The organism is Actinomadura coerulea (genome assembly GCF_014208105.1).
GTDB classification, from domain to species: Bacteria; Actinomycetota; Actinomycetes; order Streptosporangiales; family Streptosporangiaceae; genus Spirillospora; species Spirillospora coerulea.
In genome coordinates, this window is sequence record NZ_JACHMQ010000001.1 from 1,676,962 (window position 1) to 1,699,797 (window position 22,836).

At 72.3% G+C, this 22,836-nt stretch carries 18 protein-coding genes; 15 read left to right on the top strand and 3 right to left on the bottom strand.

Features of this window, described 5'->3' with window-relative positions:
- Positions 1 to 29: 29 nt before the first annotated feature.
- The 3 genes from BKA00_RS07720 to BKA00_RS07730 all read left to right on the top strand — a co-directional run bounded on the left by BKA00_RS07720 (position 30) and on the right by BKA00_RS07730 (position 2,520).
- Positions 30 to 518 carry an EF-hand domain-containing protein gene (locus BKA00_RS07720; RefSeq protein ID WP_185024259.1) on the top strand — a complete coding sequence of 163 codons (489 nt, stop codon included), beginning with the start codon at positions 30 to 32 and terminating at the stop codon, positions 516 to 518.
- 161 nt (positions 519 to 679) lie between these two features.
- Positions 680 to 1,516 (top strand): ABC transporter permease, encoded by an 837-nt coding sequence (locus tag BKA00_RS07725; protein ID WP_185024260.1) that lies wholly within the window; start codon positions 680 to 682, stop codon positions 1,514 to 1,516.
- An 83-nt stretch (positions 1,517 to 1,599) separates the two neighbouring features.
- Positions 1,600 to 2,520: an arylamine N-acetyltransferase family protein gene (locus BKA00_RS07730; protein WP_185024261.1), complete on the top strand. Its 921-nt coding sequence runs from the start codon at positions 1,600 to 1,602 to the stop codon at positions 2,518 to 2,520.
- Positions 2,521 to 2,573: 53 nt separating this feature from the next.
- On the opposite strand, the gene BKA00_RS07735 is transcribed toward BKA00_RS07730, so the two are convergent.
- Genes BKA00_RS07735 through BKA00_RS07745 form a run of 3 tightly spaced genes read right to left on the bottom strand, consistent with a single transcriptional unit; the run spans position 2,574 to position 5,007 of the window.
- Entirely contained in the window at positions 2,574 to 3,629 is a 1,056-nt protein-coding gene (locus tag BKA00_RS07735) for a glucose-1-phosphate thymidylyltransferase (protein ID WP_185024262.1), read from the bottom strand.
- A gap of 11 nt (positions 3,630 to 3,640) precedes the next feature.
- Positions 3,641 to 4,234, bottom strand: coding sequence for a dTDP-4-dehydrorhamnose 3,5-epimerase family protein (locus tag BKA00_RS07740; RefSeq protein WP_185024263.1), 594 nt, complete (start codon positions 4,232 to 4,234; stop codon positions 3,641 to 3,643).
- 38 nt (positions 4,235 to 4,272) lie between these two features.
- Entirely contained in the window at positions 4,273 to 5,007 is a 735-nt protein-coding gene (locus tag BKA00_RS07745) for an FkbM family methyltransferase (RefSeq protein ID WP_185024264.1), read from the bottom strand.
- 178 nt (positions 5,008 to 5,185) lie between these two features.
- On the opposite strand from BKA00_RS07745, the gene BKA00_RS07750 reads away from it, so the two are divergent.
- From BKA00_RS07750 to BKA00_RS07805, 12 genes are all read left to right on the top strand, one after another.
- Positions 5,186 to 6,688 carry a B12-binding domain-containing radical SAM protein gene (locus BKA00_RS07750; RefSeq protein ID WP_185024265.1) on the top strand — a complete coding sequence of 501 codons (1,503 nt, stop codon included), beginning with the start codon at positions 5,186 to 5,188 and terminating at the stop codon, positions 6,686 to 6,688.
- A 147-nt stretch (positions 6,689 to 6,835) separates the two neighbouring features.
- The gene (locus BKA00_RS07755) at positions 6,836 to 7,486 is read left to right on the top strand and encodes a winged helix-turn-helix transcriptional regulator (protein ID WP_185024266.1); all 651 of its coding nucleotides are present in this window, start codon (positions 6,836 to 6,838) and stop codon (positions 7,484 to 7,486) included.
- Between the two features lie 327 nt (positions 7,487 to 7,813).
- Entirely contained in the window at positions 7,814 to 8,599 is a 786-nt protein-coding gene (locus tag BKA00_RS07760; protein ID WP_185024267.1) for a hypothetical protein, read from the top strand.
- Between the two features lie 5 nt (positions 8,600 to 8,604).
- Positions 8,605 to 9,885 carry an AarF/UbiB family protein gene (locus BKA00_RS07765; protein ID WP_185024268.1) on the top strand — a complete coding sequence of 427 codons (1,281 nt, stop codon included), beginning with the start codon at positions 8,605 to 8,607 and terminating at the stop codon, positions 9,883 to 9,885.
- A gap of 612 nt (positions 9,886 to 10,497) precedes the next feature.
- The gene (locus BKA00_RS07770) at positions 10,498 to 10,857 is read left to right on the top strand and encodes a transposase (RefSeq protein ID WP_185024269.1); all 360 of its coding nucleotides are present in this window, start codon (positions 10,498 to 10,500) and stop codon (positions 10,855 to 10,857) included.
- 395 nt (positions 10,858 to 11,252) lie between these two features.
- Positions 11,253 to 11,921 carry an LmbU family transcriptional regulator gene (locus BKA00_RS07775; RefSeq protein ID WP_338072103.1) on the top strand — a complete coding sequence of 223 codons (669 nt, stop codon included), beginning with the start codon at positions 11,253 to 11,255 and terminating at the stop codon, positions 11,919 to 11,921.
- 205 nt (positions 11,922 to 12,126) lie between these two features.
- Positions 12,127 to 13,083: a DUF1702 family protein gene (locus BKA00_RS07780; protein WP_185024270.1), complete on the top strand. Its 957-nt coding sequence runs from the start codon at positions 12,127 to 12,129 to the stop codon at positions 13,081 to 13,083.
- Between the two features lie 4 nt (positions 13,084 to 13,087).
- Complete coding sequence (locus BKA00_RS07785) at positions 13,088 to 15,031, top strand: FG-GAP repeat domain-containing protein (RefSeq protein WP_185024271.1); 1,944 nt, start codon at positions 13,088 to 13,090, stop codon at positions 15,029 to 15,031.
- Positions 15,028 to 16,038: an RnfABCDGE type electron transport complex subunit D gene (locus BKA00_RS07790; protein WP_185024272.1), complete on the top strand. Its 1,011-nt coding sequence runs from the start codon at positions 15,028 to 15,030 to the stop codon at positions 16,036 to 16,038. Before BKA00_RS07785 ends, BKA00_RS07790 begins: the two co-directional genes overlap by 4 nt.
- Positions 16,035 to 21,668, top strand: a complete 5,634-nt coding sequence (locus tag BKA00_RS07795; RefSeq protein WP_185024273.1) for a type I polyketide synthase — start codon at positions 16,035 to 16,037, stop codon at positions 21,666 to 21,668. The genes BKA00_RS07790 and BKA00_RS07795 overlap by 4 nt, the downstream gene beginning before the upstream one ends.
- The gene (locus tag BKA00_RS07800) at positions 21,665 to 22,138 is read left to right on the top strand and encodes an acyl-CoA thioesterase (protein ID WP_185024274.1); all 474 of its coding nucleotides are present in this window, start codon (positions 21,665 to 21,667) and stop codon (positions 22,136 to 22,138) included. Before BKA00_RS07795 ends, BKA00_RS07800 begins: the two co-directional genes overlap by 4 nt.
- Positions 22,135 to 22,821, top strand: a complete 687-nt coding sequence (locus BKA00_RS07805) for an NADPH-dependent F420 reductase (protein ID WP_185024275.1) — start codon at positions 22,135 to 22,137, stop codon at positions 22,819 to 22,821. Before BKA00_RS07800 ends, BKA00_RS07805 begins: the two co-directional genes overlap by 4 nt.
- The last annotated feature ends 15 nt before the right edge of the window (positions 22,822 to 22,836 follow it).

A 22,836-nucleotide genomic window follows, 5' to 3' on the forward strand; every position in this document is an offset into this window, starting at 1 on the left:
GCGCGTCCCCGATCCGAGGAGTGTTCCGCATGGCCACTGCAGAAGAGTACGAGGCGCTCTTCAAAGCTTTCGACCACGACGGCGACGGCGTCATCGAACAGGCCGACGTCGACCTGCTCGTGCAGCGGTGGTGCCGCGCGCTGCACGTACCGCCCGGCTCGCCCCAGTGGCTGGCGATAACGCGGCCGTCCAACAGGCTGTGGCAGCGGTTGGAGGGGACCGTCGACGAGCCCGGGGACAAGAAGGTGACCAGGCGGGAGTGGGTCGACTCCCACGAGCAGCCGGGCTTCATCGAGGACGTCGCCATCCCCTGGGGCGTCGCGGTGTTCGACATGGGCGCGGACGCCGACAGGCGAGTGTCCCTCCAGGTGTGGATGACGACCCATTCGGCGACGGGCTACCCGCAGATGGAGAGCCTGGAGGGGTTCCAGCGGCTCGACGAGGACGGGGACGGCTACCTCGACAGGGACCCCTTCGTGAAGTACATCGAGGACTTCTACCACCGGGACGGCGCCTGACCGGGACGGCGCCTGACCGGGACGGCGCCTGACCGGGACGGCGCCTGACCGGTCCGGCGGCGGGTCCGCGGGGCGGGGCAGGTCATTAGACTTGCCTTATATAAGTTGCGGGTTTATTATTTGCCCTGACTGCTCGAGCGCGGAGTGAGGAGGCGGGCGAGATGACGACGTCCCAGCCGGTGGCGGGCGAGAGAGTGCGCGGACCCCTGCTGGCGCCCGGCGAGCGCCCGCCGAGGGCGGGCGTGCTCTCGGCGTCGCTGACCTTCGCGTCCCGCTCGCTCCTGAAGATCAAGCGGGCCCCCGAGGGGCTGTTCGGCGCCCTGCTCCAGGCGGTCATGTTCACCCTGCTCTTCACCTACTTGTTCGGCGGGGCGATCGCGGGGTCGCCCGGTGAGTACCTGGACTTCTTCCTGCCCGGGGTCTCGGTCATCGCGGTCGTGCTCGCGAGCATGAACACCGGGTTCGTGCTGAACGTGGACATCGACCAGGGGGTGTTCGACCGGGTGCGGTCGCTGCCGGTGTGGCAGTCGTCGGTGCTGGTCGGGGCGATGCTGGGGGACGTGGTCCGGTACGCGGTGGCGTCGGTCGTGCCTCTGATGCTGGGGCTGGCGCTGGGGTTCCGCCCGGACGGCGGCGTGGGCGGCGTGGTGCTGGCGCTGCTGTTCCTCCAGCTGTTCGCCTTCAGCCTCGCCTGGATCTGGGCCCTGGTCGGCGTCGCGGTGCGGACGGCGGCGTCGGCGCAGATGCTCATCATCACGCTGGACTCGGTCCTGCTGTTCGGCAGCAACATCATCGCCCCGCGCGAGACCATGCCGTCGTGGCTGCAGACCGTCATCGGGTTCAACCCGATCACGCACGCGGCGACGGCCGTGCGCGGGCTGATGCAGGGCACCGAGACCGCGGGCCAGATGGGCCGGGCGTTCCTGGCCTGCGCGATCCTCGTCGCGGTCTTCGCGCCGCTCACGGCGTACGCGTACGCGCGGCGCGGCCGCGGCTAGCGTCGGCGGGCTTATGCTACTTTAATTTAAAGTGATCTCGGTGGAGCGGTGGCGCGACCGCACCCGGTTGCGGACGGAGGGTCATGGCCGGCGAGCACACATCGGATTCCGCGCCCGTCACCGAGGAGCCCGGCGGGCCCCGGTACGTCGCCGCCTACCTGGAGCGCCTCGGCATCGGCGACCCGGGCGAGCCCTCGCTCGGCGGACTCTTCGCACTGCACCGGGCCCACGTCGAGCGGGTGCCCTACGAAGTGCTGGAGATCCAGCTGGGGCGGCCGACCACCGCCGACCCGCGTTACGCGGCCGGTCAGGTGCTGAAGGGACGCGGCGGGTACTGCGTGCAGCTCAACGGCGCGTTCTCCACTCTGCTGGGCGCGCTCGGATACGACGTCACCTGGCACCGGGCCGGCGTGCACGCCGCCCGGAAGCTGCCGCCGGTCGGCCCGGCCGAACCGGCTCCGCACCTGGTTCTCACCGTCAGCATCGGCGGCGAGGACTGGATGGTGGACGTCGGCCTCGGCGACGGCCTGCACGAGCCGCTGCCGCTGCGCCCGGGGGCGTACCGCCAGGGGCCGTTCACCTTCCACCTGAGCCCCTCGCGGTTCGAGTCCGGCGGCTGGCGCTTCGACCACGACCGCGGCGGCGCGATCGCCGGGCTCGACTTCTCCACGGCGCCCGCCGGCCCGGCGGACTTCGCCGAGTGGCACCCCTACCTGGCGACCGACCCCGAGTCGCGCCTGGTGCGGACGGTCGCGGTCATGCGGCGCGACGCGGTGAGCGTCGACGGCCTCACGGGATGCATGCTGCGGCACGTCGACGACTCCGGCACGACGACCAGGGAGCTCGGTACCTCCGAGGAGTGGTACGAGGCGCTCGCCGAGGTCTTCGGTCTCCCGCTGGCGGATGTTGGCCCGCGGGAGCGGACCGCGTTGTGGGAGAAGGTCCGGGGCGCCCACGAGGCCTGGCTCGAGGCGAGGGCCCGGCGGTCCGCCGCCCGGGCCTGAGAGCACGGCCCGAGCCCGCGAACACCGGCCCGGCCCAGCGCGCGTCGGCCGGGCTAGGCCGGAATCTCGACGCGCGCGTCGTCGCCGATCACCAGCCTGGGGCGGGCCGAGGCGCTCACGCTGGCGTTGCGGCCGATGATCGAGTCGTGCAGCCCGGCGAGGCCGGAGACGGACGCGTTGTCGAGGACGATGGAGCCGGCCACGCCGGCGCGCCGCAGGACGCAGCCCCGGCCGATCGACGTGCGGGGGCCGATGTGGCTGTCCTCGATGATCGAGTCCGCGCCGACGATCACGGGGCCCTCGATGCGGGAGCGCACGACCCGCGCTCCGGCCTCGACGACGACCGCGCCGTCGACCACGCAGTCCGCGCCGACCTCACCGGCGATCCGGGGCTCCAGCGACTCCAGGAGCCGGCGGTTGCAGTCCAGGACGTCCTCCGCGCGGCCGGTGTCCTTCCAGTAGCCTCCGTACTCGCTGGCCCGCACGTCCGCGCCCCGGGCCACCAGCCACTGGACGGCGTCCGTGATCTCGAGCTCCCCCCGCGCGCTCGGCTCGATCGACGCCACCGCCTCGTGGACGGCCGGGGTGAAGAAGTACACCCCGATCAGTCCGAGGTCGCTGCGGGGCTCCTCCGGCTTCTCCACCAGCCGCTCGACCCGGCCCTCGACGTCCAGCTCCACCACCCCGAAGGCGCGCGGGTCCGCCACCTTGTGCACCAGCACCTGGGCGTCGGGCCGCCGCGCGGCGAAGTCCTCGGCGATGTCGGCGACGCCCTGGGGCAGCATGTTGTCGCCCAGGTACATCACGAAGTCGTCGTCGCCCAGGAACGGGCGGGCCAGAAGTACGCAGTGCGCCAGACCCAGCGGCCTCTCCTGGTGGATGTAGGTCACCCGCGCGCCGAAACGGGAGCCGTCACCCGCGAAATCGATGATCTCCTGGGCGCGGTCGCCGACGATGATGCCGATCTCCGTGACGCCGAGGGCGCGGATGTTGGCGAGGACGTACTCCAGGACCGGCCTGTTGGCGATCGGCATCAGCTGCTTGGCCATGGAGTGGCTGAACGGACGCAGCCGCATTCCCGATCCACCCGACAGCACCAGAGCTTTCATCGGTTGCTTCCTCACAGGCGCGTAGAAGGAGCGCCGGCCTCCCGCCAAGGGGACAGGAGGCCGGCGGAGACGGTTTCGGCCAGGGTGGGCGCCGCCGCGTCCCCGTCGGAGAGCAGCGGGGGCTCCGTGATGCCCCAGGGCAGCGCGAGATCGGGGTCCAGCGGGTCGATGGAGATCTGGGCTTCGGGCGCGTAGGTGCTGGACAGCGCGTAGCAGACGCATGTGTCGTCGGCGAGTGCCAGGAAGGCGTGACCGGCGCCTTCGGGGATGTAGACGCTCCGGCCCGATCCGGCGTACAGCTCGTTGACCGCGTGGTGCCCGAAGGCGGGGGAGCCGATCCGCAGATCGACCACGATGTCGCGTACCGCGCCGCTGACGCAGGTGACGTATTTGGCCTGCCCGGGCGGGACGGCCACGCCGCGGATGCCGCGGAGCGTGTTGCGCCGCGACGTGGAACAGTTGATCTGACGCGGGACGAAGGGGCGCCCCAGCGCGGCCTCCAGGACGTCGGCGCGCATGGCCTCGAAGAAGCCGCCCCGCCGGTCCGAGTTGTGGTCGGACGTGAAGAGGTAGGCCCCGGGAACGGCCGTCTCACTGACGCGCATGGTGCGCCGATCGTGGCAGTCGCATGGCGGGGCCGTCCTCAGCTCCGGTCGGCGCGGTACGCCGCACGCAGGGTGGTCGTGGGGGCCAGCCAGGCCATGTCGGCGACGTTGGCGCGCGCGTGGGTCCAGTTCGCCACCAGCCGCCAGCCGCGGGCCTGCATGAAGGCCGCCACGGCCTGCCGGGTCGCCCCGCGGCGGTAGCGGGCCTCCGCGCTGCCCTCGATCACGGCCAGGTCCAGCCGGTCCAGGTCCGCGCCCGCCAGCACGTCCAGTTCCGCGCCCTGGGCGTCCACCACGAGCACGTTGCAGCCGTCCTGGACCTCGCGCACCGGGATGACCTCGGTGGTGTCCAGCCGGGTCACCGTCATCGGCGGCAGCGGCGCGAGCAGGCTGGCCTGCTGGTCGTACTCCGTGACGTGCAGGGTGGCCGTTCCGCGCTCCCGCCCCGCCGCGGCCATGACGACCTCCTGGGAGGGCCGGCCCCCCTCCGGCTCCGGCCGGCCGGCCAGGTGGCGCCCGAGCTCGCGGGCGAGCGCCGCGGAGTGGTCGCGATTGGGCTCGACCATGACGAGCCGCCGGAAACCGCACCGGACGAGCGCGGGGACTTCCTGTCCGACATGCGCCCCGACCTGCACCACTCCCACCGGTGCGACGCCGAGCCGGTCCATCAGTCCCGGGAGCTGTCGCTCCCACCTGACGTACACCGGGGCGGCGGACCGGTCGATCTCGGTCAGGGCGGGGCCCCGCGAGGCGGGGGAGGACCCGTGGGACATCGACGTACCTCCAGAGAAGACGGACACCACCGCGCTGTTAACTTTAGAAGCATATAGTACAGTGAGGTGCCTTGGCGGGCCCGGGCGGTCCCCAGGGCCGCGTCCGCGGCGGGCGGCGGCGGTGAGTCCGCCGGCGGAGCGCGGGACGCACGGGACGCCGTCGGTTGAGGAGTCACACATGGCCTTGCGTGATGTACGTGTCCTGCTTCTGTACCCGCCGAACCAGAGCGCCCCGGGGACGGTGTGCAAGCCGAACGGGTCGCTCGCCTACCCCAACCTCGGCGGCGCCCTGCGCGACCACGGCGTCGACGTGCGCGTGTTCGACGCGTGCGTCGGCGACGACTCCGACGAGCTGGAGGGGATATTCGGCCGGCCCGCCCAGCTGCCGAGCGGGTTCCTCCGCACGGGCGTCAGCGACCAGCGCATCCTGGAGGAGGCGGCGGCGTACGACATCGTGGGGATCACCTCGATCTTCACCGACCAGGAGACGATGGTCCTGCACTGCGCGCGGCTGCTCAGGGCGGCCTTCCCGGAGAAGATCCTCGTCTCGGGAGGGGTGAACGCCCGGTCGCGGCTGCCGCAGTTCTTCCGGGCCGGCTTCGACGTCGTCTGCCTCTCCGAGGCCGAGGGGACGATCACGAAGATCGTCGACGAGGTGCGCAGGTCGGCCAGGCCGGACTTCTCGGGGATCGGGGGCGTCGCGTTCCAGGACTCCGGCGGGATCCGCGTCAACCCCGCGCGACCGGACGACGTCGTCTGGGATCTGGACGCCCTTCCCATGCCGGCCTGGGACCTGCTGCCGAACGAGCGGTACTGGACCCTCGCCCGGCCGCACTCGGGGGTGTGGGAGTCCGGCGTTGAGCTGCGCTACGCGGACATGATGACCTCGCTCGGCTGCCCCTTTCACTGCGCCTACTGCCACATAGCGGGGGAGCAGGAAGGGAGCATGAGCGGCCCGATCGGGCGCTACCGCACCAAGTCGGACGATCGCGTGCTGCGGGAGCTGGACGTCCTCACGGGGCTGGGCGTGGAGCACGTGATGATCGAGGACGACTCGCTCCTGGGGAACAAGAAGCGCGCTCTGCGGCTGCTGAAGAAGATCCAGGGCGCCGGAGTCGACATCTGCGATCTGAACGGCATCAACATCATCCACCTTCTCAAGCGGTGGAAACCCGACCACGAGGTGCTGGAGGCTTTGGCCGAGGCGGGCTTCACCCAGCTCAACCTTCCCTTCGAGTCGGGCAATCTCCGGATCCTGCGCAAGTACGCGAGCAACAAGCTGAACATCGAGATGGCCGACATCGAATCGCTGATCGTGGCGTTGAAGGACTACGGTTTCAAGATCTTCGGCAACTACATGATGGGTTACCCGGACGAGACCCTGGAAGAGATCGAGACCACGATCAGGATGGCCCGCGACCACGTCTCCTTCGGTCTGGACGCCGCGAACTTCTTCATCGTGGTCCCGCTTCCGGGGACGCCGCTGTTCGACACCGCGATTTCCGAGGGGCATCTCCGGAGCGACTTCGATCCGGACACGATGAACATCTACCGCGCGAACATGTCGGGAACGGTCGTGCCGGCGCACGTCCTCGAGGAGTTGCGCGGCCGGGCGTGGGAGGAGGTCAACTCCCCGACGTGGAAGAACGCGAAGAAGGCGTGGGCCGCGACGGAGAGCTGACGGGCCTCGCGCGGTGCCGGCCGCCCGGTGGTCCGCCGTGGGCGGGGCGGCGGCGGAGAGGCGCCGCCCCCGCCCGGCCGAGGTTCCGCGACGCGCGGCCAACTGGGTATACACTTCTAAAGTGAACCTGGGAGGCGGTACGGGCACGTGAATCAGCGTCGGAACTACGGGCAGTACTGCGGCCTCGCCGGTGCGCTGGACATCGTCGGCGAGCGCTGGACGCTGCTGATCATCCGGGAACTGCTCACCGGCCCCTGCCGCTACAACGAGCTTCTGGCCAACCTGCCCGGCCTCGGGACGAACCTGCTGGCGGACCGGTTGAAGTTTCTCACCGAGGTCGGGATCATTCGACAGCGGGCTCGCGAGGGTTCGAAAGTCCGGGTGTACGAGCTCACGGAGCAGGGGCAGGGCCTGCGCGAGGCGGTGCTCGTGCTCGCGCGCTGGGGCCTCGGCGTGCTCACCGAGCCCAAGGCCGAGTACATCGTGCGCCCCCGGTGGGCGGTGCTCGCGGTGGAGGCGATGGCGGCCCCGACCGTGGACGGCCCCGACGAGCAGTACGAGTTCCGCATCGACGACGACGTCTTCCACATCACGGTGCTGGAGGGCAAGGTCTCGGTCGCCCATGGGAAGGCGACCGCCGAACCGGCGCTCGTGGTCCACACGGACGCCGTGACCTTCGTCGACATCGGTGCCGGGCGCCTGGACCCGCTGGAGGCGACGCTCACCAAGCGCATCGTCATGGAGGGCGACGAGGACGCGATCATCCGCTGCTCGCGCCTGCTCGGCCTGGTGGCCTGAGAGAGCACCCTCCCCGGGACGCCGGCGGCCGCGCTCCGCTCTCCAAAGGCAGATCTCGATAGCCCGCACCCAGTGCCGGTAATAACGCCTGCGACCGGAGACCCGGTCCTCGTTGCCGCGTTCTACGGCGGATCTTACGCCGGCGCGCCGCCTGCCGCGCGCCGGACTTGGACGTCCTATCTTGACGCCGTCGCGGCGATAGCTTTTACTGGCGGCGGGCGCCTCTAATTCCGTGACGGCATGACGAGGGCGTTGCACCGGCACAGAGTGATGAGACCACTACGTGATCGCCATCGACATGAAACCGCCAGCCGATTCTGAGCGCCGATGGGACAGAAAGTGAAGAGCGCGGACGCGGCCGTCATCGGGAAGGTGCCATCAGTGGAGCATGCGCGCATGACCAGGCCGGTTCGTCCGAACCTCGGTGCGGGCGCCCTGACCTCATACGGCTTCGCCATCCAGGCCGCGATCGGTCGCAGGCCCATGCGCTATCTGGTCGGCCGCCGCTTTATCGACCACTCGGCAGTGACGGCTCTATTTGTTCTCCAACCGCAGATACTTGCCGGAAGTCATGTGTGGATAACCGAAGACTCCGCTCGGCGGGAATGCGATGTGGAAACACACATACCGACGATGAGGAATTCGGTACGCCTGGTCGAACGCTATCTGTTCGACTGCCTTCCGCTGACCGACATCGGATATCTGGATCTCATGGCCTGGCGCTATCCCGGACTGGGCGCCACACCCGAGGACGTCGAGGTCGACATGTCCTGGAGCCGGTGGCCGGCGGCCGAGCCGCGGTGCTATCTGGGGCCGGTCACCACGCCCGGCCTCACCGTCACCGAGGCGGTCGACCACGAGACCGGCATGGTCGTCGCGCGTGCCGTCGAGCGTCTCCGCCAACCGCTTCGCCGCTGGGAGGTCGTGGAGATGGGCGGTCCGGAGGTGGGCGGGCTGCCCGAGCGGGTCCGGGCCTCCCGCGTGCGCAACGGCGGCTGGACGGACTTCCGCCGTGTCGGGGAGCCGGTCCCCGTCCCGCAGGAGGCCTTCGACGCCGGGCCCGCGCGACTGAGGGAGACCCTCGAGCGAGGGCTTTCCGGAAAGGCGGCCTGACCGTGGTGGATCGTGCCACTGCGCTGTCCCTGGCGACCCGGACCTTCCGGATGGGCGCGTTGGGAGGAACGGCCGCGGTCCGCATGGCGGCCATCGCCGCGACGTCTCCCGGAGGCGCCCGCGGGGTGCGGCTGGCAGCCGAGCTCGCGCGCCTCCTGGAACGGCTGGGCGGGGCCTTCGTGAAAGCCGGGCAGATTCTCGGAACCCGCGTGGACCTCGTGGGGGAGACGGTCGCGACCGCGCTCGGCAGGCTGCACGACAGCGTGGAGCCGATGACCCCCGCGGAGGCGCTGCGGACCATCCGCGCCGGGCTCGGCCCGATCCCGCCCGAGTTCGTGAGGGCGGTCGGGGGGCCGTCGGTGGCCGGCGGGTCGATCGCCTGCGTGTACCGCGCGCAGGTCGGGGGCCGGGCGGTGGCGGTGAAGGTGCGCCGCCCCGGCGCGGGCGCCGCGATCGCGGCGGACCTGGCCGTGCTGCGGTTCGCCGCCGGCGTCGCCGCACGGATCCCGGCGCTCCGCCGGGTGCCGTTGACGGAGATCGTCGACCAGGTCGGCGACTGCCTCATGGCCCAGCTCGACTTCGGCGCGGAGGCGGAGAACCTGCGGCGCCTGCACGACGACCTGGCCGACCTTCCGGACGTCGTCGTTCCGAGGCCCGTCCCCGAACTGAGCGGGGACGGGGTCATCGCCATGGAGTTCATCGAGGGCCTCGATCGCGGCGCGATCGAGGCCGTCCCCGCGCGGGTCCGCGAGGAGCAGGTCACCTCGCTCGTGCAGGCCGTCTACCGGATGCTGTTCGTCGAGGGCTTCGTCCACGTCGACCTGCATCAGGGGAACACCTATTTCATGCCCGACGGCACCGTGGTGATCCTGGACGCCGGCCTGGTCTTCCGCATGAGCCGGGAGGCCCGGGAGAGGTTCACCGGGTTCTTCGCCGGCATGATCCAGGGGGACGGGGAGGCGTGCGCCGACATCCTGCTGTCAACGGTGCGGCGCAGGGAACCGGAAACGGATGTCGCGGCCTTTCGCTCCGAGGTGTCCGAGCTGGTCGTGCGAAATGTTGGAATGGTTGCCCGGGATTTCGATCTCCCCGCGTTCTGCCTGGACCTGTTCGACCTCCAGCGGAAACACCGCCTCTATGCCGAGCCCGAGTTCATCTTCCCCATGCTCAGCCTGCTCACATTGCAGGGATTGGTCAAGCGTCACCATCCGATGATGGACTTCCAATTGGAGGCCGCGCCTTTCGTGATGCACGGCCTCCTCGTGACGAGCGGCGCGACCGGCTGAGGCGGCCGTCGCGGCGGGCGCACGCGGGGTGAGAACCCGCTGGTGGCCGTCCAGGGCCCTTCCGCGTCGCGCGGGCCGCACGGGTCCGGTCGTGAATGGCATGCCACTGCGGCGTCATCTCACCCACTTTATGTTCGCGGATCGCCGGTCACGGTAGGTGCGGCGGCGGGCATTGGCGGCGGTGCGCATTCTCTCCCGGGCGAGGCCGCCCTTTGAGCGGAACCAGGTGGTCCGGCGGAGGAATTCGTGGTCCGTCCCGAGGCGGCCCGCGGCCCGCCGCCATGGGTCTGGCGCGACACCGGCATCGGCCGCCGGGGCAGGTCCGCGCCCCGGCGGCCGGCCCGAAGGCCGGCCCGGCGGTGCCGACCGCGCCGGGCCGGGCTCCGGAGCGCACGAGTTCTCGGGGGAGATCGCGCATGGGCGCGATGAGCGGGATCACGCAGAGCCGAACGCCATTGAGCTGATCTTTTGTGGTGAAGCAACTTCATAGCGTGGCTTCGCGCTGTTCGAGCCGACGTGAACCGCCCGCGCCGCTTCCCGGGCCACCCTGTTCGAGACTACTAAGAGCATGTCTCATGTGGATCGGCTGCGGATGGGGCATGATCGGTGTTCGTGTCCTCGGACCTTTCGATCCGGCTGGTGCCGGATGAGCTGTGGGAGATCGTCGGCCCCCTGATCCCGGAGTTCGCGCCGCGGCGGCAGGGCGGGGGGACCGCGCCGGTGGACGATCGGACGGTGTTCACCGCGATCGTGTACGTGCTGACCAGCGGGTGCGCCTGGCGGCACCTGCCGGCCGGGTTCGGCGTCAGCGTGCCCACCGCCCATCGGCGTTTCGCGGCGTGGACCAGGGCGGGGCTGTGGCCGCGCCTGCACGGCGCCGTCCTGGCGGAGCCCGGGGCGAGCGGGCAGCTCGCCTGGGCGTCCGCGATCGTTTCGGCCGCCATGGCCCGCGCCGGAGAAGCGGCGACCTGACCGCCGCCGTCCGCGTGGGAGAACGTATCTTCCACATGAGACACGCTTGAAAGGTCAATGTCCGGGGCGCATCTCGGTGAGATCACCCCGGCAAGGCGTTAATAACCGATACGCCCTATTGACAACCTGCTGAAATAGTTTGACGATGACCATCATTGCCGCTCACTCCGACGGCTGGAGACGATCGCAGGCGGGCGGCCGACGGGCGTAAGGCGGATCGAAGGGGGGCGGCCGGCGGTGGCGGGCGATCCGAGGGGGCCGAAATCAATTCTGTCGGAGAATTCGCATCGCCACGGCCCGGGAGATCCGCGCAGGCCGTGGTCGGAAGACCCATCTCCACCCAGTGACTTGATTCGGCATAACTCAGCGTCTCGCGACGGTTCGGGAGGATATTCGTGTCCGGCTCCGAGAATGGGCAGCATTACACCTCGCCTCATCGGTCCCCGATTGAAGAGGCGAATCGGGTCTCCGCGGCAAGAATGGTGCTCGACCAGTCGGCGAGGCCGCGGCGGAGCGGTTTGGAGCTGCCCCCTCGACTCCCCTTCGAGACATGGCAGCGGATCGGACGCCAGATATCCCTTATTTCGGACTGCTCGCGCTGGTGGCTCGGCGACTGGCTCATCTACGGGGAGCGGCATTACCCGAACCGGTACCGGATGGCCATAGAGGCCACCTCGCTCGACTACCAGACACTCAAGAACTACGCTTGGATCGCGCGCCGCATTCCGAGGTCCCGCCGGCGGGACCAACTCAGTCTCCAGCACCACGCCGAGGTGGCCGCCCTCCCGCCGTCCGAGCAGGAGCACTGGCTGCGCCAGGCGGCAGAACTGGGATGGACGAGAAGAGAGCTCAGAAAGCGCCTGCGGGAAATCCGTAACGGCGGCGAAGACAGGAAGCCCGATGAGGCCACCGTCCGCATCGATGTGCTCGCTGAGCGACAACGCCGCTGGCAGGAGGCCGCCGAAGCGGCGGAGCTCAGCCTGGCGGAATGGATCGTGGTCATTCTCGACCAGGCTGCGGGCCAGGCCGCCGGGGACGTCACGGGGAACGAAGAAGAGGCGTGACTTTTCGCCGGGCCGAGTGTATGAGTAGAAGGGGCGTAAGGCCCCTCACGCGCACTGCGCAGTAGGCGAGAGGGCGTCGGCCGGTCGACTTTCGACCGCGAAGCGCCACGCACCGCATTGGCCGAAGGCCATGACGGTCCTCGCTGGTACGAAAGAAAGTCATTGGCTGAACGCCACCGGTCGGTATTGCCACTGTGGGGTTGGAATGGCCGCTGTAGGAAATCTGCTGACGCCGCCGTTGCGCGGCTTTCTGGAAATCGATCCCAAAACCCTCGACGTCGATCGCCTGGGCTTCCCGCCGGGCGACCCGCGGGCTCGCGCCCTGCTGGCGGACGTGGTCCAGAGCTTCGCTACCGGTTTCAATACCGCTCTTGGCGCGGATCCGGCGAGCCTGGATTTCGGGACGCTGCCGCACGAGTTACGCGGGTTCGCCTTCGAGGGCGCGGCCATGGGCGTGGCCCTGGTCGACCTGGCCACCTTCTCCGGAGGCCGCCGAGTGCGCGCGCTGGCCGAGGGGGCCGGCGCACGGTACGTCCACCTGATCCATGTCGGGGTGGGGTGGGCGTACGCGCGCACGCACGTGCACCCGTGGACGGGCATTCGCTTCGGGCGGCCGCTGCTGCGCTGGCTCGCGTGGGACGGCTGGGGATTCCACCAAGCTTTTTTCAAGTCCCAGCGGGTCCTGGTCCGGCACTGGGTCGAGCGGCCGGCGCGCGGGAACGTGCGCACGATCCGGGACCAGGGCGTCGGGCGGGCGCTGTGGTTCTACGCCGGCGGCGACCCGGCCGGGGTGGCCGAGAGGATCGGCGCCTTTCCGGCCGCCCGGCGGTCGGACGTGTGGGCGGGCATCGGGCTGGCCGCCGCGTACACCGGTGCGCTGCCCCCGGAGCGGTTGGGCGAGCTGCTGGACCGGGGCGCGGGCTTCGAGGAGCACATCGCCCAGGGCGCCGCGTTCGCGGCGAAGGCGCACGTGGTGTCGCAGGAGGTGCCGGAGCGGTCGGCGGCCGCGATCGAGGTTCTGACCGGAGCCGCTCCCGCGGTCGCCGCGGCGTGGACGGACGAGGCGGCCGTGACCGCCGAGCGCTGCGGCAGCGGTCCTGAGGGTTACGAGGTGTGGCGCGCGAGGGTGCGCCAGGCGTGGCGGAAGCACAACGAGGGGTGAGGGCATGACCAGGAGGATTCGGGTGCTGCTGGCCCCGATCTGCGCGGCGCTGCTCATCGTGGCGGGCTGGTACAACGCCCGGCTTCCGTCGGTGGCGCAGGCGGAGAACGAGCGCCTGGCGAGCGGGTTCGCGTTCCAGCGGCAGCCGCTGAACGGTACGGCCTCGCCGCGCGACATACGCACGGTCGCCCCCGCCTACAAGGGAATCGACCACTGGATCTCCTCGGTCGGCGCCGCGGTGGCGCTGGCCGACATCGACGGCGGCGGCCGTGCGGACGACGTCTGCCTGGTCGATCCGCGCGACGACAGCGTCATGCTGAGCCCGGCGCCGGGCACCGGGGCGCGGTTCCCGGCGACGAGCCTGGCTCCGCACGGACTCCCGTACGACAGGACGATGGCGCCGATGGGGTGCGTGCCCGGCGACTACAACGAGGACGGCCGCATGGACGTCCTCGTCTACTACTGGGGCCGTTCGCCGGTGCTCTTCCTGCGCACTCCGGCGGCTCTCGGCAGGAACGACGCCTTCGCTCCGCAGGAGCTGGTCCGTCCGTACAAGGTGTGGAACAGCAACGCCGTGTCGCTCGCCGACCTGGACGGCGACGGCCACACCGACATCGTGGTCGGGAACTACTTCCCGGACCGGGCGCGGGTCCTCGACCCGACGGCGAGCCAGAGCGAACTGCAGATGCAGAGTTCGATGTCCGCGGGGTACAACGGCGGCGTCAACCGGGTCCTGCGGTTCCGGTCCGCGCAGGGCGGCTCCCGTCCCTCGGCGGTCTACGGCGAGGAGCTCCGGCCCTTCTCCGACCAGGTCGCCAAGGGCTGGACGCTGGCGACCGGGGCGCAGGACCTCGACGGCGACGGGCTGCCGGAACTGTACTTCGCCAACGACTTCGGCCCCGACCGCCTGCTCTACAACGAGTCCCGCCCCGGGAAGATCAAGCTCCGCCTGCTCAAGGGCGTGCGCCACCTCACGACGCCCAAGTCGATGCAGCTGGGCAGGGACTCCTTCAAGGGCATGGGCGTGGGGTTCACCGACATCAACGTCGACGGCGTGCCCGACATCGTGGTCAGCAACATCACCCAGGAGTACGGGCTCCTGGAGAGCAACTTCGCCTGGGTGAGCACCCGCAAGAAGGTCGTGGGGCCCGACGGGCGCGCCTACTACGACGACCACAGCGAGCGGCTGGGGCTGTCCCGGTCGGGCTGGGGCTGGGACATCAAGGCCGGCGACTTCGCGGGCGAGGGGCGCGACCAGATCATCCAGGCCACCGGGTTCGTCGAGGGCAAGGACAACCGCTGGGCCCAGTTGCAGGAGCTCGCGATGTCCAACGACGAGGTCCTGGCGCACCCGCGCCTGTGGCCCAACGTGCAGAAGAAGGATGATATTTCGGGCAACAACCCCAACCGGTTCTTCGTCCGCGGCTCGGACGGCCGGTACCACGACGTCGCGGGCCGGCTCGGTGTCGGCGACCGCGGAGTGTCGCGGGGCATCGCGCTCGCCGACGTGGACCACGACGGGCGGCTCGACTTCGCCGTCGCGAACCAGTGGGGGCAGTCGTCCTTCTACCGCAACGTCCGCAGCGCGCAGCGGCCCTACCTCGGGCTGAGGCTCCTCCGCTCGCCGGAGGGCTGCGGTGCGCGGCCCGGCGATGCCGGCGCGGCGCGGCCGGCGGCCGGCGGAGTACCGGCGATCGGCGCGAAGGCCGTCGTGGACTCCGGAGCCAAGGGCCAGCGGACGGGCCAGGTCTACCCGGCCAACGGCCATGCCGGCGTCTCCTCGCCCGAGCTGCTGTTCGCGCTGGACGGGGCCGCGGCGCCGGTCCCCGTCACGGTCACCTGGCGCGACTCCTGCGGACGCCGGCACACCGGCAAGGTCCAGGCGACTCCGGGCTGGCACAGCATGCTGCTCGGCGCCGACGGTTCGATCAGGGAGATGGGCTCGTGAACTCGGCGAACGTGGAATCCACGACCAACCCGGCGTCCGCCGCCCCGGACAGGCCCGCCAAGGATCCGCGGATCATCGCGCTGCGCCGGTTCGCGATCTCGATCACGGTCTTCAACATCCTCGGGCACACGGTCCTCGGGTTCGAGCCGTCATGGGCGACCCCCCTTGCCGCGATGGCCGTCGCGTACGTGATGGAGCTGGGGCTGGAGACCCTGGACGCCTGGGCGACGCGACGGCCGGTCAAGTACGCGGGCGGCCCGGCCGCGCTGGTGAACTTCCTCATGCCCGCCCACATCACCGCGCTGGCCTGCGCGATGCTCCTGTACGCCAACGCGCGGCTGGGGCCGGTCATCTTCGCGGTCATCGTGGCCGTCGCCTCGAAGTACCTGATCAGGGTCCGGATCGGCGGGCGCCCGCGGCACGTGCTGAACCCCTCCAACTTCGGCATCGCGGTCGTCCTCGTGCTGTTCCCCTGGGTCGGGATCGCGCCTCCCTACCAGTTCACCGAGTGGGTGGGCACACCGCTCGACCTGGCGATCCCGGCGCTCATCCTCGCCGCGGGGACGATGCTGAACGCCAAGCTCACCAAGAAGATGCCCCTGATCCTCGGCTGGATCGGCGTGTTCGCTCTCCAGGCGCTGGTCCGGACCCCCATCGAGGGGACGGCGACGCTCAGCGCGCTGCTGGCCATGAGCGGCGTGGCGTTCGTCCTGTTCACCAACTACATGATCACTGACCCGGGGACCACGCCGGTGCGGCCGCGCAACCAGTTCCTCTTCGGCGCGTCGACCGCCCTCGTGTACGCGCTCCTGGTCCACCTCCACGTGGTGTACGGCCTGTTCTTCGCGCTCGTCATCGTGTGCGTGCTGCGCGGCGCCGCCCTGGCGGTCATGGACGTCCGGCAGCGCGCCGCCGCGCGGACGGTGCCCCTGGCCGAGCCCAAGGCCGTGCCCCGCCCGGCGCCCGCCCGCGGCGGCGTGCTGGCGACCGGCGAGGAGGCGAAGTGACCGTCGCGAGCGACGCGATCGCCGTCGTCGGCCTCGGATGCCGCCATCCCGACGCCTCCACGCCCGAGCAGTTGTGGGAGACGGTCCTGGCGCGGCGGCGCGCCTTCCGGCCGCTCCCGCGCGAGCGCCTCGACCTCGCCGACTACGGAGACCCGGCGGCGGGCCCCGACGCGACCGACCTGCGCTACGCGGCGGTCCTCGACGGCTGGTCCTTCGACCGCTCGCGCTACCGGGTGCCCGGACCGGCGTACCGGGTGACCGACCTCGCGCACTGGCTCGCCCTGGACGTCGCCGGCGACACGCTGGCCGCCGCCGGCTTCGCCGAGGGGCACGGGCTGGACCGGCGGCGCGCCGGCGTGATCCTCGGGAACACGCTGACGGGCGAGTTCAGCCGCGCCGCGCTGATGCGGCTGCGCTGGCCCTACGTCCGCAGGAACCTGGTGGCCGCCCTCGCCGCGCGAGGCTGGGAGGCCGAGGAGCTGGGCGGCCTGCTGCGGGAGGTCGAGGAGTCCTACAAGGAGCCGTTCGCCGAACCCAACGACGAGAGCCTCGTCGGCGGTCTGGCCAACGCCATCGCGGGCCGGGTGTGCAACCACTTCGACTTCCGCGGCGCGGGCTACACGGTCGACGGCGCCTGCTCGTCGTCCCTGCTCGCCGTCATCACGGCCTGCACCTACCTGCGCGACGGCGACCTCGACTTCGCGCTCGCGGGCGGCGTCGACCTCAGCCTCGACCCGTTCGAGCTGGTGGGGTTCTCCCGGCTCGGCGCGCTGGCCGGCTCGGCGATGCGGGTGTACGATGCGCGGCCCACCGGCTTCCTGCCCGGTGAGGGCTGCTCGATGGTCGCCCTGATGCGCGCCCGGGACGCCGTCGCCGCGGGGCGGCGGCCGATCGCCCTGATCAGGGGCTGGGGCATGTCCTCGGACGGCAACGGCGGGCTGACCCGGCCGGACGTCTCCGGGCAGCGGCTCGCTCTGGAGCGCGCCTACGCGCGCGCGGGCTTCGGACCGGAGACCGTGGCGCTGTTCGAGGGCCACGGCACCGGCACCGAGGTCGGCGACCGCACCGAACTGCACGCGCTCGCCGAGGTCCATGAGGGACGGCGCAGGCAGCGCCCGGCGGCGCTCGGATCCATCAAGGCCAACATCGGGCACACGAAGGCGGCCGCCGGCGCCGCCGGGCTGATCAAAGCGGTGCTGGCGCTGCGGCGGCAGGTCATCCCGCCGACCACCGGCTGCGACGAGCCCCACCCGCTCCTGCGCGACCCGGGCGCGCCGCTGCGCATCGTCCGCGAGGCCGAGCCCTGGCCGGACGCCCCGCTGCGGGCCGGCGTCAGCGCGATGGGGTTCGGCGGCATCAACACCCACGTCGTCCTGGAGGCCGCGAGCGTCCGCCGCACCACGGCGCGGCTGGCGGCCCGGGACCGCCGGGCGGCGCGGGAGCCGCTCGACTGCGAGGTCTTCGCGCTCTCCGCCGGCACGGACGCCGACCTCGCCGCCGTCCTGGAACGCGTGGCCGTGCGGGCGAGGACGATGTCGCTCGCCGAGCACGCCGACCTGGCGGCCGCCCTGGCGGAGCGCGCTCACGGTGACGCGCCGGTGCGGGCGGCCATCGTCGCCCGCGACCCCGCGGAGCTTGCCGCGCGCGCGGAACGGGCGGGCGAGCTCCTCGCCGGGCTCGGCGCGTCCGGGTTCGCCGCCCGGCCCGGCGTCTACGTCGGCCGCGGCGCTCCGGGCCGGGTCGGGCTGCTGTTCCCGGGGCAGGGCGCCCCCGTGCGGGAGCGCGCCGGTGCCCTCGGCGTGGTCCTCCCGGAGGCGGGGGAGTACTTCGAGGAGGGGCTCGCGGCGGACCCGGTCGACACCGCCGTCGCCCAGCCCGCCGTCTTCCGCGCCTCCGCGGCGGCGCTGCGCTGGCTCGACCGGCTCGGCGTCACGGCGGCCGCGGCGGTCGGGCACAGCCTCGGCGAGATCACCGCCCTGCACTGGGCCGGCGCGCTGAGCCGCCCGGACGCCCTGCACCTGGTGACCAGGCGCGGGCGCATCATGGCCGACAACTGCGAGGCGGGGACCGGGATGGCCTCCCTCGCCGCGCCGGCCGCCGCCGTCGCCGGCCTCATCGACGACGCCGACCTGGTGATCGCCGCCGACAACGGCGCCGTCCAGGTCGTCGCCGGCCCCCTCACCGAGGTCGACCGCGTCGTCAAGAGGGCCCGCGCGAAGGGGATCACCGCGGGCAGGCTGAGGGTCAGCCACGCCTTCCACTCCCCGGCTGTCGCCGCGGCCGAGCCGGTGCTCGCGCGCCACCTCGGCGACCTCGCGGTGGCGGCCCCCGCCGGGCGCGTGTACTCCACGGTCGCCGGCCGGGAGCTGACCGCCGCCGACGACGTCCGCGCGCTGCTCGCCCGGCAGCTCACCGCGCCCGTGCGCTTCCGCGAGGCGCTGGAGCTCCTCGCCGCGGACTGCGACCTGCTCGTCGAGGCCGGCCCCGGCCACACCCTCACGGCGATGGCCCAGTCGGTCACGGGCGTGCCGGTCCGCACGCTGGACGCGGGCGCGGAGTCGGCCGCCGCCCTCGGCGACGCCACCGCCGCGCTGTTCGCCGTCGGCGCCGTCTGCGATCTCACGGCCCTGTCCGCCGAGCGGTTCCACCGCCCGTTCGACCTCTGGCGGGATCCGGAGTTCCTCGCCAGCCCCTGCGAGAGCGCCCCGGCGGGTGTCCTCGACGATCGGCTCGGCCGTGCCGCGGCGGCCGCCGCGGCCCCGGCCGCTCCCGCCGGGGCCCCGGCGCCCGCGGCGGAGCCGCGGCCCGAGGCGGACTCCGACGTGCCCGCCGTGGTGCGCGGGCTCATCGCCGAAGCCCTGGAGCTGCCGCCCGACGTGATCGGCGACGGAGACCGGCTCCTCGGCGACCTCCATCTCAACTCGCTCCGGGTCGTCCAGCTCGCCGCCGAGGCCGCCGAACGGACCCGGCGGGCCGTACCGGCCGCCCCGCCGATCTTCGCCGAGGCCACGGTCGCCTCGTTCGCCCAGGCGATCGAGGAGCTGCCCGCCGCCGAGGGCGGGGCCGGTTCGCACGGGCCGCCGGAGGGCGTCCGCGAATGGCATCGCGTGCTGGTCGAATACGCCCGCCCGGTCGAGCCGGCCGCCGAAGCCGCGTCCCGCGCCTGGCACGTCTTCGGCGGCGGGCGGTTCCGCGCGCTTGTCGAGCCGCGCCTGACCCCTCCGCCCGAGGGGGAGGCGCGCCCGGCGGTCGTCGCGTTCCTCCCCGAGGACCCGGACGACCGGGCGGTCGACGCGCTGATCGAAGCCGCCCGCCTCGCGGTGGACACCGACGCGCCCTTCACCGTCGTGGACTCCGGCGACACGGCGTCGGGCTTCGTCGGGACGATCGCCGCCGAGTACCCCTCCCTGCCGGTCCGCTGGGTCCGGGTGCTGGCGGACGCCCCCCCGGACGCGGTCGGCGACGTGCTCACGGCCTCGTGGGACGGGCATGCCGAGCTCGTCGTGGACGAGGAGGGCCGCACCCGCGTCCCCGCCTACCGGGCCGCCGGCCTGGGCACGTCCGGCAGGGCTCCGGACACCGCCGAGCCCCCGCTGTCTCCCGGCGAAGTGCTCGTGGTGACCGGAGGCGGGAAAGGCATCGGCTTCGCGAGCGCCCACTTCCTGGCACGGCGCTGGGGGGTGCGGCTGGGACTGATCGGACGCAGCGCGCCGGACACCGACGCCGAGCTGCGGGACAACCTCTCCCGGCTGCGGGAGGCCGGCGTCGACTTCTGCTACCAGGCCGCGGACGTCACCGATCCGGAGTCGCTCCACCACGGCGTCGCCGCGATCGCCGGCCGGCTCGGACCGGTCAGAGGAGTGATCCACGCCAGCGGCCTGAACCGCCCGGCGCGGTTCAGCGAGATCGGTGACGCCTACGCCGAGCACGCGGCGCCGAAGCACCACGGGCTCCGCGCGCTGCTGGACGCCGCCGGCGCGGAGGGACTGCGGCTGGTCCTCACCTTCGGCTCCGTGATCGGCCGGTTCGGCCTCGCCGGGGAGGCGCACTACGCCCTGGCCAACGGCCGCATGCGGGAGCTGGTCCGGATCCTCGCCCGCGACCTGCCGGACTGCCGCGTCGCCAACCTCGACTGGACGGTCTGGTCGGGTGCCGGCATGGGGGAGCGCCTCAAGGTGCTCGACGACCTCGCCCGCGCGGGCGTGTCACCGGTGCCCGCCGACCGCGGGACCGAGCTGCTCGCCCAGGCGGCCGAGGCGCGGCCGCCGTCGCACTCCATGGTGATCAGCGGGCGGCTGCCGCAGCTCGGCCGCGCGGGGGAGCCGGTCCTGGACGGGCACCGCTTCCTGCGCCGGGTGCGCGCGTGGACCCCGGGCGTCGAACTGGTGGCCGAGGCCGAGCTGAGCCTGTCCGGCGATCCGTACCTGGACGACCACCGCATCGACGGTGTGGCCGTGCTGCCCGCGGTGTGCGTGCTCGAGGCGATGGCCCAGGCGGCGTCCGCGCTGACCGGCCGGCCCGCGGCGGGGGTGGCGGACTCCCGCTTCGACCGCCCCGTGGTGGTCCCCGAGCACGGGACCCGTACCGTCCGGGTGTGCGCGCTCGTCCGCGAGGACGGGGACGTGGACGTCGCGGTGCGCAGTGACGAGACTGGCTTCGCGGTCGACCACTTCACCGGGACCGTCACCTCGGCGGACGCCGAGCCCCCGGAGAACCCGGCCGCGACGGCGCGGATACCGGCCCACACCGGGGACGACATGTACGGGCCGCTGTTCTTCCACGGCCGGCGCTTCCGCAGACTCCGCGGCTACACGCACCTGGAGGCCACCGCGTGCACGGCCGTGCTGGACGGGGACCGGCACTGGCGCTTCGGGGACGGCCTCCCGGCGAACCTCCTGTTCGGTGACCCCGCCCGCAACGACGCCTCGATCCACGTCCTCCAGGCGTGCGTCCCCCACCGGCGGCTGCTGCCGGTCGGGTGCGCGCGGTTCACCGTCCACCAGGGTGGGGCCGGGGAGGGCGAGCTGACGCTCGCCGCGGTCGAACGCGAGCACTCCGGCGCCGACTACACCTACGACGTCGCCGTGCGGGACGGCTCCGGCCGGCCGGTCGTGAGCTGGAGCGGCCTCCGCCTTCGCGACGTGGGCCCGCTGCCGGTCACGACCCTGCACCCGGTGCTCGTCGGGCCCTACCTGCAGCGCACCCTCACCGCCCTGCTCCCGGAGCGCGACATCCGGTTGACCGTCGAGGCCGGCGGGCCCGGCGACGGCCTCGCCTCCGGCGGCCGGGCGAACGGCAGACCCTGGGCCGTCCTGGTGGAGGGGGAGCCCGTCGCCTGCGCGCGGACCTCTGATCCGGCGCCGGAGCCGCCCACGCACTGGACCGGCCTCGCCGACCGGCTCGGCCGCCTCGTCGGTGAGCCGGACCGGCTGGTCCGGACGCGGCTGCGGGCGGTCGGCGCATGCCTGTCCGGGCCGCCGGGCCCGCCCGGGCTCGCCGTCCAGGGCGTTTACGAGAACGGATGGGTGGTCCTCCAGGCCGGGGGATCGGACATCGTCTCCGTGGTCCTCTCCGTCGACGGGGAAGCCGGGCCGACGGCGATGGCGATCCCCGTCAAGGGGGCATCGTGAGGGCGTACTTCGAATACCGGCACCTCGTCACGTTCGCCGACACCAACCTCGTGGGGAACGTCTACTTCACGAACTACCTGTCGTGGCAGGGCGCCTGCCGGGAGCGCTTTCTCGCGGAGAAGGCACCGAAGACCGTGGCGCGCCTGAACGACGACCTCGCGCTCGTCACCTCGTCGTGCTCGTGCGAGTTCTTCTCCGAGCTCTATGCGCTCGACACCGTGTCCGTGCGGATGTCCCTGGCCGGAATCGACTTCCATCAGATCACCATGGGCTTCGAGTACTACCGGGTGACCGACGGGCCGGCGCGGCTCGTGGCGCGCGGCGAGCAGACCGTCTCCTGCACGCTGCGGGAGGAGAACGGCGGCCTGACCCCCGTCGAGGTCCCCGGCGAACTCCGGACGGCCCTCGACGCCTACGCGCCGGACCCGGACGGGGCCCTCCCGCCGCGACCGGAGACGCCGCCGCGATGAGGCCGGGCGAACCCGCCGCGGGCGGGCGGGCCCGCGCGCCGGTGGTCGGCGTCGTCGGCTGCGGGCGGATGGGCACGGCGCTCGCGGAGGCCCTCGCGGCGCAGCGACGGCCGGTGCTGCTGGCCAGCCGGGGCGGCCGTTCCGCGAGCGGCCTCGCGAAACGGCTGCCGGACGCCCGCGCCGCCACCCTGGAGCGGGTGGCGCGCGAGGCCGACATCGTGGCCCTGGCCAGCCCCCTGGACGCCGTCCACGCCGAGATCGCACCGCGCATCCGCGCCCATGTGGCCGGCAAGCCGATCATCGACATGTCCAACCCGTGCGGGCACGACCTGCTCGGCCACGGCTCCGCCGCCGAGCTGGTCGCCCGCCTGCTGCCCGGCGGCGCCGTGGTCAAGGCGCTCAACTGCGTCTCCGCGCGGCAGCTCGCCGGCGTGGCGCGCGACGGCCTCTCGCTGACGGTCCCCATCGCCGGAGACGACCCCCGCGCCAAGCAGGCGGTCCGGTCGATCATCGAGCCCGCCGGGCTCGACGTCGCCGACGCGGGCGGCCTTCCCGCCAGCCGCTGGATCGAGGCCCTGGCCCGGCTGCTCATGCGCCTGGAGAAGCAGCCCGGCCTCGGTGACGCCGTGGGGTTCCGGCTGCTCCGCCTCACCGCGTGCGAGAGCACCTGGACGACGCCTTAGTCCCGGCGGAGGGCC